The organism is Mycolicibacterium septicum DSM 44393 (assembly GCF_000455325.1).
In the GTDB taxonomy this organism is placed as follows: domain Bacteria; phylum Actinomycetota; class Actinomycetes; order Mycobacteriales; family Mycobacteriaceae; genus Mycobacterium; species Mycobacterium septicum.
The window spans coordinates 4102650-4117401 of record NZ_HG322951.1; the positions used below are offsets into that span (position 1 = coordinate 4102650).

Sequence of the window (14752 nt, forward strand, 5' to 3'; positions counted from 1 at the left end):
GGCAACCTCGACCTCGGGAGCGGCGGCCTCGGGGGCCGGTGGCGGCGGCTCGGAGGTCTCGGTCTTGGACGACCACGCGGGCCCGTCCGCGGCGTACAGCACCAAGTTGCGGTCATCCTGGAGAACGAGCTTGACGTCCTTCTTGCCCTTGGTGTCGGTGTGCCACACCGGCTTCTCGGACGTGTACAGAACGAAGTTGCCGTCGGTCTGCACCTCCGCCCGCTGCACGTCCTGGCCGTTGGTGGAAGTCGACCAGACCGCTTGGCCGCGTGCTTCCAACACGAGGTTGCCGTCATCCTGCAACGTCAGCGTGTACGCGCCGTTGTTGGAGGTGAGCGACCCCCCCTTCTCCAGCTTCTGTCCTTCGGTCAGTGTGTCTCCCACGCATTGCCCCTTTCTGAACCGTGATCCGGATTGTGCACCCGGCTCCTGTCGACCTTACTGACTTGAAGTTTGCTTTGGTGCCATTCGGCTCGGCCCGAATTCAAACGTCACACAAACACTGGGGAACACTGGGAATTTCGATGCCGGAAGGCCCGGATCGCCCACTCACGGCGTGTCGCGATTCAGGGCCCGCAGGGCATTCCTCCGGTAGCACGGCCCGGGCCGACGCGAATCGTAAGTCGCGTCAATTCCTGTGCCGGCCAATGATTCTGGCGAAAGGCGGGTCGGCCCGGGAAAACCGCGCTACCCGACCGGCTGGGATTCGGACACCTCGGCGGGCTGCCAGCCCGGTGGACCGAAGATGTAGCCGAGCCGGTCACGCAGCCGGCCGGCCCGCCGCACGTCGCGGGCGATCGCCACGTATTCGTGGGTCTGCAGCTTCCAGATGTTGAACGTGTTCACCGGCTTGGTCAGCCCGTAGTGCGGCCGGAACACCTCCGGCTGGAAGGTGCCGAACATCCGGTCCCAGATGATGAGGATGCCCCCGTAGTTGCGGTCCAGGTACAGCTGGTCGCGTCCGTGGTGCACGCGGTGGTGCGACGGCGTGTTGAAGATGAATTCGATTGGCCGCCAAAATTTTCCGACTCGCTCGGTATGCACCCAGAATTGATAGACGAGGTTCACCGAGAAGCTGGCGAACACCAGCCACGGCGGGACGCCGAGCAGAGGCAACGGAATCCAGGCCAGAATCTCACCGCTGTTGTTCCACTTCTGCCGCAGCGCAGTGGCGAAGTTGTAGTACTCGCTGGAGTGATGGGCCTGATGCGTCGCCCAGATCAACCGCACCCGGTGCGCGATCCGGTGGTAGGCGTAGAACAGCAGATCCACCCCGACGATCGCGATCACCCAGGTGTACCACCGGTTTCCGGGCAGGTGCCATGGCGCCAGGTAGGCGTAGATGGCGGCATAACCCAGCAGCGCGAGCAGCTTCCATCCGGCGGTGGTGAGGATCGACACCAACCCCATCGAGATGCTCGCCCACGCGTCGCGGGAGTCGAACGCACCGGCGGGCGCCCGCTGGGACTCGATGTGCTCCAGGCGCCGGGCCGCAACCCATTCCACGGTCAGCAAGACCAGGAAGAACGGGATCGCGAAGAACACCGGGTCCCGCATCGGCGGAGGCAGGAAGTCCAGAACGGACCTGATCATGTCCATGTAAATGTCTCTGTCTCAGCGGATTCGTCTCACCGGAAATTGAGTATCTGGCTTCCCCAGGCCGCGTGCAGATCGCGGTCCAGGTCGGCGACGGTCTTGTCCTGCTTGTCGATCACCAGGGTGGCCCGGTCCTCGCGGCGGTACGGGCGCCACACCGGTTCCCCGAGGGCACCCGAGGGTTGCCCCGTGGCGGCGAAGTTGACCCACCGACGACGCACCCGCTGCGACACCGCACGTCCGTGCTTGAGCCCGCCCAGCTTGAACGTCGGATCCTTCGACCCGGCAACGAGATTGCCCCACACGTAAGGCAACTCGGTGGCGTGGGCGGCACCGAGCCGCAGCAGGCGCAGCATCGGGGTGGTGAAGTCGAAGCGGTACAGATGCACCGGAGCGACAGCGCTGTGCCCCTCGGCGAACCACAGTGTCGGCATGCGGAATCCGATGTCGCGCGCCATGCCCAATCCGATCGCCTTGGGGCGTAGACCCGCGTAGGCGGAGGTGATCTGGGATTCGGTCGGCAGTTGCAGGCCGGGTTGTTCGGCCGCGATCGCGGCGAACATGGACCGCAGCGCGCCGGGGGTGATCGGCATCAGCGGCGACTTCATCCAGCGGAACACCGTGGCTTCGTGCTCGTTGGTTCCGATGATCAGCGGTACCGGGTGGGTGCGCCCCTCCCTTGCCGCCGTCACCGGATAGTCCGGGACCACATCGCCGTCGACGACGGGGGCGAACGCCAGCAGGCCGGGCGTCTGGGTCGGAACCGCGTCGAACACCTCCTTGGCCGCGGCCAGGATGCTGGGCACCGGTGCGCCGGACAATTGCCCGACCTCGTCACCTTCGATGCCGAGGCGCTCGAGGAACTGGGCGGCCACGGCCCGGGACCGCTCGACGTCGTAGACCGATGTCGCAGGGGAACTCTGCGCGATCGCAGCGCTGAACAGCCCTTCGGCGGCCGGGCTGGCCAGCAGGGTGGTGACGATCCCGCCGCCGGCCGACTCACCGAACAGGGTCACCCGTTGCGGGTCGCCACCGAATGCGGCGATGTTGTCGCGTACCCAATGCAACGCGGACAGCACGTCACGCAGGCCGAGGTTGGTGTCGAACCGCAGTCCCTTCGCGCCTGGACGCCCGTTGAACTGGGACAGGTCGAGGAAACCGAACGGGCCGAGCCGGTAGTTGACCGTGACCACCACGGCATCACCCTCGGCGGCCAGGACCGCCCCGCTGTAAAGCGGCTGACTTCCCGAGCCCAGGACGTAGGCACCGCCGTGGACCCACACCATGACCGGTTTGCCGTCGCCGGCCTCGGTTCCGCTCGGCGCCCAGACGTTGAGCACCAGGCTGTCTTCGCCCTGGCGGCCGCCGAGGTCGAGCGGGAGCCTCGGATCGGTGATCTGCGGGCACACCGGCCCCGGTGCGGTCGCATCGGCGATCTCCTGCCTGCGCGCGGGCGGTTGCGGTGACCGCCAGCGCAACTCACCGACCGGTGCTTCCGCGTAGCGAATACCCAGCCACTGCTTGACGGTTCCGTCGTCGGTCCCGCGAACCGGGCCGTACCCGGTGTCGACGATCGGTCCGCCTGGGGCCGTCACGAGTCGGCCCGCTCGTCGGCGCCCGGGAAACCCCTGGTGCAAGCGCGTGTCGGATCGGTCATGCGGGCTCCTCGGTGAATCTGGGCGAACTCCCCCACGGTACTCACCCGCTGCGCGGGGCCGGAAAATATTCGCGCTGGTTGCAAACCTCGGCCCGGCGGTGCGGCCGTCGTAGCGTCGGCCGCCATGACCGTCACCGACATCGATCCAGCCACCACTCCCGCTCTGCTGGGCACGGCGGAACAGGCCCTGGCCGCCGCCGCGGCGCTGGCAGGCGAACTCGCCGCCGGCAGCGCCGAGCGTGAGCGTTCCGGAGCCTCCCTGTTGCCCCAACTGCGACAGGTTGCCGAGTCGGGCCTGCTGAGCGTCGTGGTTCCGGCCGAGCATGGCGGGCCGGGGCTGTCGGCGGCCGTCAAGGTCGAGGTGCTGCGCCGGCTGTCCCGCGGCGACAGCGCGATCGGCCAGTTGCTGCTGTCGCATTTCGTCATCGGACAAGCGATTTCTGGCCTCGGGCAACAGCAGCCCGCGCCGCGCATCTACGCGGACATCCTGGCCGGTGCCCAGTTGGGCAATGCCACCGCCGAACGCGGCACCGCGACCGCCCTGGACCGGCGCACGACCGTCACCCCGCAGGCTGACGGGACGTGGGTGCTCAACGGCACCAAGTACTACGCGACGGGTGCCCTCGGTGCGAAGTGGATCGCGGTGGCCGCCGTCATCGCCGGCAGGGACGGCGAGACCGCCACGGTGTTCATCCGGCCGGATCAGGACGGGGTGACCCTCGATCTGGACCAGTGGTCGGCGTTCGGACAGCGCGGCACCGTCAGCGGCGAGGTGCGACTGGACGACGTCGTGGTCGCCGGGGACCTGGTGATCGAGGAGGGCGCCGCACCGGATCCGGTCGACGGGCCGCCCAGTGTGCTCGGCGCCTACGACCAGGCCCTGCACGCCGCGGTGGACATCGGCATCGCCCGCGCCGCGCTCGAGGACGGCGCCGAGTTCGTGGGCACCCGGTCACGGCCGTGGAAGGAGGCGGTGCTGGCCGGGGTGACCCGTGCCGACGAGGAGCCCCACGTGGTGCGCCGGTTCGGTGAGCTGACCGCCCGGTTGTACGCACTGGAGGCCCTGCTCGCCCACGGCACCGCGGTGGTCGACGAGGGATTGGCCGAGACCGAACTGTCGCGGGACACCGCAGCGCGCGCGTCGCTGCAGGTTGCCGCCGCCAAGGCGCTCGCACAGGAGTACGCGGTCGAAATCGCCAGTGCCATCTTCGAATTGACCGGCACCTCGGGTACGGACACGGCGGCGAATCTCGACCGGCACTGGCGCAATGTGCGCACCCATTCGCTGCATGATCCGGCCCGATGGAAGTACGTCCACCTGGGCAACCACACGCTGCACGGCACCCGCCCGCCGCGCCTGGGCCTGGTGCTCTGAGCCGGCCCGCGACAACCGCGACGCCGCACGCAGGAGAGCTCGGCTAGGTTTGTCGGGTGCGGACCTGGGCGTTGTTGATCGCGGCCGTCGCCACGGAGGTCAGTGCCACCCTGTCGCTGCGCGCGTCCCAGGACCATGCGGGGTGGCTGGTGTTGGTGGTGTCCGGCTATCTGGCCGCGTTCGTGTTGCTGACCCTGGTTCTGCGCGCCGGCATGCCCGTCGGCGTCGCGTACGGCATCTGGGGCGCGCTGGGTACCGCGGCGACGGCCGTGCTGGCCGCGGTGCTGTTCGGGGATCCCTTCACCTGGCCGATCGTGGCCGGCATCGGTCTGATCATCGGGGGCGTGCTGCTGGTCGAACTCGGATCGCACCCGCCCCGGGCCGAATCATGATGTGGCTGGCGCTGACCGGGGCGATCCTGGTCGAGGTGTTCGCCACGCTGGCACTGCGGGCATCGGACGGATTCCGCCGCAAGGTCTGGGTCGTGCCGGTCGTCGCCGGGTACGTGATGTCGTTCTATCTGCTGTGGCTGGCCCTGTCCCTGGGCGTGCCGGTGGGGATCGCCTACGGCATCTGGACCGCGTGCGGGGTCGCCCTCGTCGCGGTCATCGTCAAGTTCCTCTTCAAGGAGCCGCTGACCCCGGTGATGATGCTGGGCATCGCGTTAATCGTGTCGGGTGTGTTCACGATCGAGCTCGCGGGCGTCGGCCCCACCCACTGAATCGGGTGCCGGCGCCGTCTTTCGCGGGAGCACCCCGGCCAGCAGGGCGGCCACCACTCCGGCCACCGGTACGGCCAGCAGACCGGCCCGCAATCCGGCGGCATCGGCAACGAGCCCGACCAGCAGCGGCGCCCCGAAGAAGCCGACCCGCATGAGCCAGGTGACCACGGTCAGACCGGTGCCGGGTCGCAGTCCGGGCAGCTGATCGGCGCCGTGCATGGCGGCGGGCACCAGGGTGGCCACCCCCAGTCCCGCGAGCGCGAACCCGGCGATCGTGGTGGCGATGCTCGGGAAGGCCAGTGCGGCCCCCATCCCGGCCGCCGCGATCAGGCCACCCGCCCGCGCCACCGTGGCCTCGCCGAACCGGTCGACCAGCCGGTCGCCGAGCAGGCGGCCGATGAACATGAACCCGACCAGGGCGATGTAACCGGAGACCGCCAGCGCAGGCGGCGTGTGCAGGGAGTCGCGCAGGTACAGCGTGGCCCACGAGCTTCCGGCGTCCTCGACGGTGGCACCCGCGATGGCGATCAGCACCAGGGCCACCAGGATCAGGTACACCCTCGGCCCGGCCCTGGTCCCCGCCGCCGAAGCGTGTGCGGCCGGGTGGTCGTCATGGTCGGGGCCGGGCAGCAGGTAGCGGTAGGCGACCACGGCCACCGCGCTCAGCAGCACTCCGACCACCGAAAGCTGGATTCCGCGCGGTATTCCGAGCGCGATCGCACCGGCACCGATGAGTCCGCCGAGGATCGCCCCGGCGGCCCAGACCGCGTGCAGGGAATTGATGATGGAGCGCCCGTGTCTGCGTTGCAGCCGCAGCCCGTGTGCGTTCTGCGCGACGTCGACCACCGAATCGCTCGCCCCGGCCAGAAACAGCGCCGCGGCAAGCATGAGCGGTGTGCCCGCGACGCCGGCCGCGATGACGAAGGCGGAAAGGGCCACGGTGCCGATCACCGCGACCCGCGCACTGTGGAACCGTCGAATCAGCGTCGCCGCAGTCAATCCCGCGACGAGTGCCCCGCCGGAGAACGAGGCGACGGCCGCGCCGTACACCGCGTTGCTCAGGTGCAGGTCGGTTTTGATCTCCGGGTAGCGCGGCAGCAGATTGGCGAAGATCGCTCCGTTGGTCAGGAACAGCGCTCCCACGGCGATCCGGGCCCGGCGCAGCGCGGCGGTGCCGCGTTGTTCTGAGACCGGTCCGGATGCCACCGAGGCGACACTACTGGGCCGCCGGGAAAGCTAGCCGACCGCCGACACCAACCGCTCGCTGACCTGCCAGAGATCGGCGGCCAGGGCCGGATCGTACGAATCGTGCGAGGAGCGGATCCGGCGAGTTCCCTCGAAGTACTCCCCCGTGACGCCCTCGAGGGCGGGATCGTCGACCAGAGCGGCGAGATTGGCTCCAGAACGTCTGGTGCTGTTCACATTGGGCAAGATCCGCAGTACCGGCATGACCAGGCGCCAGGCCAGCCGCTGGGCGCTCCCATAGTTTCTGGCCAGCCCTGAACCCGGCATCAGGCCCGGATCGAATGCGTTGACCGTGACTCCGCGGGCCCCGTGCCCCAGCCGCCGGTCCGACTCGTAGGTGAAGAGCATGTTGCAGAGTTTGGAAGTGGTGTAGCGACGCCGGCCCTCTTCACCCGTCAGGCCACCCACCGGCGGGCGCAGCAGTTCCTCAGCTGAATTATATTGCGGTGCAGGCATACCCGTGAACTTGTCCGGATCGTGGGTGCCGCTGCCGACCACGACGATTCGGGCCGGGGCCGTCAGGGCACCGAGCACCTGCTGTACCAGGGCGAAATGACCGAGGTGGTTGACACCGAACGTCAACTCATAGCCGTCCGCCGTCGTCGCCGCACCCGAGACCACCTGCAGCCCGGCGTTGCACACCAGCGCGGTCAACGGCGGAACCTCCAGATCCGGCAATCTGCCGGCGAAGTCACGCACCGACCGCAGCGAGGCCAGGTCGAGTTCAGCGACCGTGGTGCGTCCGGGACGGTCGAGCCGGGCCGCCGCGTCGGCGCCACGTCGGGTGTCGCGCACGGCCAGCACCACATGCCACCCGGGATCGGATTCCAGGAGTGCACGGGCACATTCGAATCCGAGCCCCGTGTTCGCACCGGTGATGATCGCGGTCTTGCCGGTCACTTTTCCTCCAGGAGTATCGGGATGAGGGCGGTGACGGCCTGCCACAGCCGCAGGTACATGCGCGCCACGTCGGTGGTGTCGGGCTCGAGGTGTCCGGCGAAGAACACGCCGTCGGACTGCGCCACGGCGAATGCCGTGAGTTCGGCGACCACCCGCTCCGCACGGCGTGGCGGCACGTCGTCGGGCAACTGGCCGCGCACGGCGGCCGAGAAGCGCGAGATGGCGGTGTCCCGCACGCGGCGCACCACCGCTGTCACCGTCGGGTCGTCGCCGCGTTCCAGGGACAGCAGATAGAGGATGCGGAGGAACTCGGGGCGCTGCGACTGCTGGTCGGCCAGGACCGCCAGCTGGTCGTCGATGCTCCCGCCGCTCGGGATGGCCGCGAAGAACCGGTCGGCGCCGCGTTCCATCACGGCCGCCAGGACTCCGTCCTTGGACCCGAAATGCCAGTAGATCGAGCTGGCCGGCAGGCCGCAGGCCTTGCGGATGTCGCTGATCGAGGTGGCGGCGTAACCGCGCGTGGCCATCAGTCGCTCGGTGGCGTCGAGGATCTGTTCGCGAGAATCCGCGCCCTGCTGTTGTCGTCTCGTGGCTGCCGCGGTCATCTGAACCCACCTCTGTAAGGATCGTTACAGACAGGCTAACAGCGCTCGCGGGCACTTCGCCAGTGGCACGCTGAACCGGTGACGATCCACAGCGAGACCACCGCCGACGATCTGATCGGGCTCTTCCCGCCGGGAACGCAGCAGGACGCCGACGGCACGCTGATGGTCGGCGGCTGCCGGCTGGATACCATCGCCGATCAGTTCGGCACCCCGGCGATCGTGGTGGACGAGGGCGCGTTGCGGCAGCGGGCCGCCGACTACCTCGCGGCCTTCCGCAGCCGCTGGCCGCGCAGCGATGTCGCATTCGCGTCGAAGTCCTTCCCGTGCACCGCGGTCCAGCGGGTGATGGTGTCCGAGGGACTACAGCTCGACGTCGCGGGCGGAGGCGAGATCCTGTCGGCGATCAAGGCCGGCGCCGACCCGGCCCGGCTGGTGCTGCACGGCAACGCCAAGACCGACGAAGAGCTCACGCTGGCCGTCGGGCACGGCGTGGGCCTGGTGGTGATCGACAACTTCGACGACATCGACCGGCTGGAGCGGATCGTGCCCGCCGGCTACAAGCAACCGTGTCTGGTCCGGGTGATCCCCGGCGTCGAGGCCGCCACGCACGCCTCGCAGGCCACCGGCCACGCCGGGTCCAAGTTCGGGCTGATGCCCGCGGACGCCCGGGCCGCGATCGCGCGGATCGAGGCCAGCCCGCGGCTACGCATGGACGGTGTGCACACCCACGTCGGATCGCAACTGCTCAATGTCGAGCAGCTGGCTGCGGCGGTGGAACCGATCGCCGCGCTGGGCACGTTCGAGGTCTACGACCTCGGCGGCGGACTCGGGGTGCGCTACACCTACGACGAGCACCCGCCGAGCCTGGACGACTACGCCGAGGCGATGGTGGCCCAGGCCCGTGAGCTGTTGCCGCACGACAGCCTGCTCATCGTCGAACCCGGTCGCAGCATGGTGGCGACCAGTGCCTGCACCCTGTACCGCGTCACCACCGTCAAACACGGGGTGATCACCCATGTGGCGGTGGACGGCGGGATGGGCGACAACCTGGAGGTGTCGCTGACCGGGCAGCGGTTCGAGGCCACCATCGCCGACCGGGTCGGCGGCGGCGAAACGGTCAGCGTCGTCGGCAGGCACTGCGAGTCCGGAGATCAGCTCGTCGACGCCGTCGCGCTGCGCGAACCGAAGGTCGGCGACCTGCTGGCGGTGCCGGTCACCGGGGCGTACTGCTACACCATGTCGAATCAGTACAACGGCGCCCGTCGGGTTCCGGTTGTGTTCGCGCACAACGGAACTGCCCGGTTGGTGGTGCGCCGCGACACCTGGGAGGACCTGCTGTCCCGCGATGTCGACTGACACGATCGCGTTCTTGGCACCAAGATTGGCAGCATGACCGCTTCGTCATCGGCCCTGCTGGAGTTGGCCCGCCGCTACGGGGTGGCCGCCGAGTTCGACGACTGGACCGGCCGGCGCACCGACGTCCCGGAGTCCACGCTGGTGGCCGTGCTGGAGGCGCTCGGCGTGCCGGCCGGCACCGAGCAGGAACGAGCCGACGCCCTGGCCGCCCACGACCGCCAGTACTGGCAACGCGCTCTGCCGCCCATCGTGCTGGGCCGGACGGCGGTGGCGTCGAGCTTCTGGGTGCACGTCACCCACGGGGATCCGGTCGACCTGACGCTGTTACTCGAGGACGGCACCGAACGCAGCGGTTTGCGACAGCTGGAGAACAACCGGCCGCCGTACGACCTCGGGGACCGGTTGGTCGGTGAGGCCACGTTCGAGCTGCCTGCGGACCTGCCGCTGGGCTATCACCGGCTGCGGTTGCGGGTCGGCGAGCACGTCATCCAGACCTCCGTGGTGATCTCGCCCGCCACGCTGGAACTGCCCGCCCGGCTGGGCCGGCGGCGATCCTGGGGCCTGGCTGTCCAGCTGTACAGCATTCGCTCGAAAAACTCCTGGGGCACGGGCGATCTCACCGATCTGACCGATCTCGCGGTGTGGTCGGCGGCCGAGCACGGCGCCGGGTTCATCCTGGTCAACCCGCTGCATGCGGCGGCCCCCACCGCACCGATGGAGCCCTCCCCGTACCTGCCCACCTCCCGGCGCTTCGGCAGTCCGCTCTATCTGCGGGTGGAAGCCATCCCGGAGTTCGCCACGGTCCGGCACCGCGGCCGCATCCGGGCGCTGCGCACCGCGCTCAACAGACGCGCCGACCGTGACGCGACCATCGACCGCGACGCGGCCTGGCGGGCCAAACGCACCGCGCTGGAACAGGTGTACCGGGTTGAACGCTCGGCGGGCCGGGAGGTGGCGTACGCCGCCTACCGGGCCCGGCAGGGCCGCAGCCTCGAGGATTTCGCGATCTGGTGCGCGCTGGCCGAACAGTACGGCGCCGACTGGCACGGCTGGCCCCACGCGCTGCAGCATCCGGCGAACCCGGAGGTGGCCGCATTCGCGGCGGCCGATCCGCAGGCGGTCGACTTCCACCGATGGGTGCAGTGGCTGCTCGACGAACAGCTCACCGCGACCCAGGCCACCGCGGTACAGGCGGGGATGGAGCTGGGCGTCATGAGCGACCTCGCTGTCGGCGTCAATCCCGACGGTGCCGACGCCTGGGCCCTGCAGGATGTGCTGGCACTGGGGGTCACGGCGGGCGCACCGCCGGATGAGTTCAATCAACTCGGGCAGGACTGGTCGCAGCCGCCGTGGCGACCGGACCGCCTCGCCGAGCAGGCCTACGAACCGTTCCGGGCAGTGGTCAACATGGCGCTGCGGCATTCCGGCGGGGTGCGCATCGACCACATCATCGGCATGTTCCGGCTGTGGTGGATCCCGAAGGGGGCCGCGCCGACCGAGGGCACCTATGTGCGCTACGACCACGACGCGATGATCGGCATCATCGCGCTCGAGGCGCATCGCGCCGGCGCCCTCGTGGTCGGCGAGGACCTTGGCACGGTCGAACCATGGGTGCGTGACTACCTGCGCGAGCGGGGCCTGTTCGGCACCTCGATCCTGTGGTTCGAGTCCGACGAGTCCGGAGGACCCCTGCCCGCCGAACGCTGGCGCGAGTACTCCCTGTCGTCGGTGACCACACACGATCTGCCGCCGACACCCGGATACCTGGCCGGCGAGCATGTGCGGCTACGGGAACGGCTGGGGTTGCTGACCCGGCCTGCCGATGAGGAGCTGGCGGCGGACCGCACCGCGCAGGCGGCATGGCTCGACGAGCTGCGCCGGGCCGGGCTGCTCGGACCCGATCCGGATACCGATCAGATCGTGTCGGCCCTCTACCGCTATCTCGGCCGCACTCCCTCGAAATTGCTGGCGCTGTCACTGGCCGACGCGGTCGGCGAGGTGCGCACCCAGAATCAGCCCGGAACCACCGACGAATACCCGAACTGGCGGATCCCGCTGGCGGGCCCCGACGGCAGGCGAATTCTGCTCGAGGACGTGTTCGCGGATCCGCGGGCGGCGGCGTTGTGCGACGTGATGGCGTCGATCACCGCCCGCCCGGGCCGCGACCGCATGTAACGCGCGGGGCGTCTGCTCCGGTTTCACATTCGTCACAGCTGCGATATGTTCGCAAACGCACCCGACTGACGGAGTTCACGTGAAGAAGCTTGTTGCGCTCGGCGGAGGTCTGCTCGCCGCCGGTTCGATCGCCCTGTTGGCCTCAGGCACCGCCACCTCACAGCCGACCGCGGCCTCGATCAACGTCGTCGGCGAGCCGTACATGAAGGCGCTGGCGATCCTGAAGAGCCAGGGTGTCAAGGCCACCTTCGGCGGTTCCTTCGGCAGCGCCCTGCCGCAGTCCGAGTGCCTGGTCGATTCCCAGAAGGTCAACTCCAGCGGCAAGATGATCCTGATGCTGGACTGCAGCGAGGCGGCGGCCGAGCAAGGTGCCGATACGGCCGTCCCGGGCGGCCCCAGGGTCGGCAGCAACGGTGTGACCACGGTGACGCCGACGCCGGTGGTCCCGATCGCGGGAGCCCCGGGCGCGGGTACTCCGCCGCCTGCCTGATGCGAGCCCGGGCTCACCCAAAGGGGTAACCCGGTACCGCTGTTCCCACCTAAATCCGTACACTGCTGAGAGTCCACTCATCCCAGGGAGGCTCTCGATGTTGCGTCCGTTGCGGTTCGACAATGAGATCGATCCGGGCCCAGTACAGATCCAGGCCCGTAAAGTGCACTTCGATCTCGACGGCATACCGTTGCACTGGATCCCCGGCCATCCCGTGGCCGCGACGATGGTCAACCTGTTCAACGTGGTGCTGCCGATGGCCGAGCACTGGTTCGTCGCGACGTTCAACGAAGCACTGCCGTATGTGCGCGATCCCAAACTCGCTGATGACATGCGTGGCTTCATCGGCCAGGAGGCGACCCACGCCGAGACCCATGATCAGGTGCTCGACGAGTTCCTCACCGCCCACGGCGTGGACTACCAGCCGCTGATGGCCATGGTCGAGCACGTGTTCACCAAGATGCTGGGCCCGACCGAGTCCACCGACCCGCGCCGCCGGCTGTCGAACCTGTGCGACCGGCTATGGCTCATCGCCGCCATCGAGCACTACACCGCTGTACTGGGCGACTTCGTGCTGAACTGCACGTGGGAGGATTTCGACGCCGACCCGACGATGACGGATCTGTTCCGCTGGCACGGCAGTGAAGAGGTCGAGCACCGCAGCGTCGCCCACGACGTCGCCGTCTACTTCCAGGACAGCTACTTCAGCCGGGTACGGGCCATGTCCATCGCCGCGACCGCGGTCTACATGTTCTTCCAGCGCGGTTGCTGGGCCATGGTCAAGAGTGATCCGACCCTCGACATCGGCTGGTGGCGGATGAACCGGTTGCGGATGCGCGACTCCAAACTGGGGCTGCTGCCGAAGTTCTCCCGGATGTTCGGTTCCAACACGCTGGCCTACTGTCGGCCCGGTTTCTCCCCCGAGGAGATGGGCTCGACAGCGCAGGCCGTCGCCTACCTGGCCAGTTCCCCCGCGGCGCGGGCCGCCCACCTGTGACGGGCGCCGGTATGCCGAATCTGCTGTCACGCTACCGCCAGTTGCCACCGAGCGCGTCGGGCCGGTTCCGGCACGATCCCATGCTCGGTTTGGCCGAGGTGTCCATCGCCACCATCTGGGGAGTGAACCGGTTGCTGCGGCGGCCCTCGCCTCCACCCGAACTCGACCGCACGATCACGCTGACCGTGACGGACCGGCAGGTGGTGGCCCACGATCAGGACGTCATCGCGCTGACCCTGGCCGCCGCTGACGGCGGGACGCTGCCACCGTGGTATCCGGGCGCGCATATCGATCTGCACCTGGACAGCGGCCGGATTCGGCAGTACTCCCTGTGCGGGGATCCCGCCGCGGCCGATCGTTATCGCATTGCGGTGCGGCGCATCCCCGATGGCGGCGGCGGCTCCCTGGAGGTGCACGACAGCCTGCAGGTCGGCAGCCGGGTGAGCACGCACGGCCCGCGCAATGCGTTCGCCCTCACGGTGCCCGGCTACGGGTCGCCCACCCAGCGGTTCCGCTTCATCGCGGGCGGAATCGGCATCACCCCGATCCTGCCGATGCTCGGGCTGGCGGCGCGGTTGGGCGTCGACTGGTCGATGGTCTACGCCGGGCGCAGCCGCGACAGCCTGCCGTTCCTGGATGAGCTCGCCCGGTTCGGCGACCGCATCGAGATCCGCACCGACGATGTCGACGGCCTGCCGACTGCCGAGGATCTTCTCGGCGGTTGTCCCGACGGCACCACGGTCTACGCCTGCGGTCCGGCCCCGATGCTGACCGGAATCCGGGCCGCGCTCACCGGCCGTGACGACGTGGAGCTGCATTTCGAAAGGTTCGCGGCGCCACCGGTTGTCGATGGCGCCGAGTTCTCGGTGACCATCGCCTCCACCGGCGCCTCGGTGACCGTCGGAGCCGACGAGACCCTGCTCGCCGCATTGGGCCGGGCCGGGGTGAACGCGCCGTACTCGTGCCAGCAAGGGTTCTGCGGTACCTGCCGGATCAAGGTGACCGACGGGACGGTGCAGCACCGCGATACGTTGTTGACCGACCCGGAGCGCGATGCGGGCTATCTGCTCACCTGCGTGTCGCGGGCCGAGGCCGGAGACCGGCTGACGCTCGACCTCTGAGCCCTCACCCGGCCTCCGGGTGCCCCTCTCCGTAGCCGGCCAGTTCGGGTGCGGCCATCAGCTGGTCCAACAGCGGACGCTGCCCGTTCAGCAGCTTGGTGCGCGCTACTGCCACCGAAACCCAAGCGACACGGTCGATTTCGGGGAATTCGACGAACCGCCCCGACCCCTTGGGCAGCTCCACACTGAACGTGTTGCTCACGGCCGTCGCGGGATCGAAGTCCCCGCGCACCGCGAAGGCCGTGACCACCTTGCCTCCCGCCTGCCGCACCGGGTCGAGATCGATCCGCGGGCCGGTGGGCGGCGGTGCGCCGAGTTCCTCGGTGAACTCGCGTTGCGCCGCCGACCACGGGTCTTCCCCGTCGGCGTACTCCCCCTTCGGTACCGACCACGCCCCGGCGTCCTTACGTGCCCAGAACGGCCCGCCCGGATGGGCGATCAGCACCTCCACATCGGTTCCGGCGAAGCGGTACAACAGGACACCGGCGCTCAGCTTTGCCACGGCTTGCACGCT

General features: G+C 68.9%; 14 protein-coding genes and 1 pseudogene. 8 read left to right on the forward strand and 7 right to left on the reverse strand.

The genetic code is table 11. The annotated features are described in order from the left end of the window. The 3 genes and pseudogenes from TX88_RS19400 to TX88_RS19410 form a co-directional block, all read right to left on the reverse strand. A pseudogene (locus TX88_RS19400) lies at positions 1 to 384 on the reverse strand (LysM peptidoglycan-binding domain-containing protein); the annotation flags it as partial. Between the two features lie 303 nt (positions 385 to 687). Further along, positions 688 to 1599: a sterol desaturase family protein gene (locus TX88_RS19405; RefSeq protein ID WP_044518836.1), complete on the reverse strand. Its 912-nt coding sequence runs from the start codon at positions 1597 to 1599 to the stop codon at positions 688 to 690. A 29-nt stretch (positions 1600 to 1628) separates the two neighbouring features. Next, entirely contained in the window at positions 1629 to 3191 is a 1563-nt protein-coding gene (locus TX88_RS19410) for a carboxylesterase/lipase family protein (protein ID WP_044518837.1), read from the reverse strand. Positions 3192 to 3377: 186 nt separating this feature from the next. On the opposite strand from TX88_RS19410, the gene TX88_RS19415 reads away from it, so the two are divergent. From TX88_RS19415 to TX88_RS19425, 3 genes are read left to right on the forward strand one after another with little or no spacing between them, the layout of a single operon-like run. Beyond that, on the forward strand, positions 3378 to 4628 hold the full coding sequence (locus TX88_RS19415) for an acyl-CoA dehydrogenase family protein (RefSeq protein ID WP_044518838.1): 1251 nt from the start codon (positions 3378 to 3380) through the stop codon (positions 4626 to 4628). Positions 4629 to 4684: 56 nt separating this feature from the next. Further along, positions 4685 to 5020, forward strand: a complete 336-nt coding sequence (locus tag TX88_RS19420; protein WP_044518839.1) for a DMT family transporter — start codon at positions 4685 to 4687, stop codon at positions 5018 to 5020. After that, complete coding sequence (locus TX88_RS19425; RefSeq protein WP_044518840.1) at positions 5020 to 5349, forward strand: DMT family transporter; 330 nt, start codon at positions 5020 to 5022, stop codon at positions 5347 to 5349. Before TX88_RS19420 ends, TX88_RS19425 begins: the two co-directional genes overlap by 1 nt. Here the strand turns inward: TX88_RS19425 and TX88_RS19430 are convergent. The 3 genes from TX88_RS19430 to TX88_RS19440 are packed head-to-tail and all read right to left on the reverse strand — an operon-like array spanning position 5293 to position 8099. Further along, complete coding sequence (locus TX88_RS19430; RefSeq protein ID WP_044518841.1) at positions 5293 to 6555, reverse strand: MFS transporter; 1263 nt, start codon at positions 6553 to 6555, stop codon at positions 5293 to 5295. The genes TX88_RS19425 and TX88_RS19430 overlap by 57 nt on opposite strands. 30 nt (positions 6556 to 6585) lie before the next feature. Continuing rightward, a complete protein-coding gene (locus tag TX88_RS19435; RefSeq protein WP_044518842.1) occupies positions 6586 to 7494 on the reverse strand; it encodes an SDR family NAD(P)-dependent oxidoreductase in 909 nt (302 codons plus the stop codon). Next, complete coding sequence (locus tag TX88_RS19440; RefSeq protein WP_044518843.1) at positions 7491 to 8099, reverse strand: TetR/AcrR family transcriptional regulator; 609 nt, start codon at positions 8097 to 8099, stop codon at positions 7491 to 7493. The genes TX88_RS19435 and TX88_RS19440 overlap by 4 nt, the downstream gene beginning before the upstream one ends. 78 nt (positions 8100 to 8177) lie before the next feature. On the opposite strand from TX88_RS19440, the gene lysA reads away from it, so the two are divergent. The 5 genes from lysA (at position 8178) to TX88_RS19465 (ending at position 14238) form a co-directional block, all read left to right on the forward strand. Further along, positions 8178 to 9455, forward strand: a complete 1278-nt coding sequence (gene lysA, locus TX88_RS19445) for a diaminopimelate decarboxylase (RefSeq protein ID WP_044518844.1) — start codon at positions 8178 to 8180, stop codon at positions 9453 to 9455. A 33-nt stretch (positions 9456 to 9488) separates the two neighbouring features. Continuing rightward, positions 9489 to 11630, forward strand: a complete 2142-nt coding sequence (gene malQ, locus TX88_RS19450; RefSeq protein ID WP_044518846.1) for a 4-alpha-glucanotransferase — start codon at positions 9489 to 9491, stop codon at positions 11628 to 11630. A 79-nt stretch (positions 11631 to 11709) separates the two neighbouring features. After that, positions 11710 to 12120: a hypothetical protein gene (locus TX88_RS19455; RefSeq protein ID WP_044518847.1), complete on the forward strand. Its 411-nt coding sequence runs from the start codon at positions 11710 to 11712 to the stop codon at positions 12118 to 12120. Positions 12121 to 12217: 97 nt separating this feature from the next. Further along, complete coding sequence (locus tag TX88_RS19460; RefSeq protein WP_044518848.1) at positions 12218 to 13117, forward strand: metal-dependent hydrolase; 900 nt, start codon at positions 12218 to 12220, stop codon at positions 13115 to 13117. 11 nt (positions 13118 to 13128) lie between these two features. Beyond that, positions 13129 to 14238 (forward strand): PDR/VanB family oxidoreductase, encoded by a 1110-nt coding sequence (locus TX88_RS19465; RefSeq protein WP_044518849.1) that lies wholly within the window; start codon positions 13129 to 13131, stop codon positions 14236 to 14238. A gap of 4 nt (positions 14239 to 14242) precedes the next feature. On the opposite strand, the gene TX88_RS19470 is transcribed toward TX88_RS19465, so the two are convergent. Then, complete coding sequence (locus TX88_RS19470; protein WP_044519593.1) at positions 14243 to 14740, reverse strand: NUDIX hydrolase; 498 nt, start codon at positions 14738 to 14740, stop codon at positions 14243 to 14245. Between the last annotated feature and the right edge of the window lie 12 nt (positions 14741 to 14752).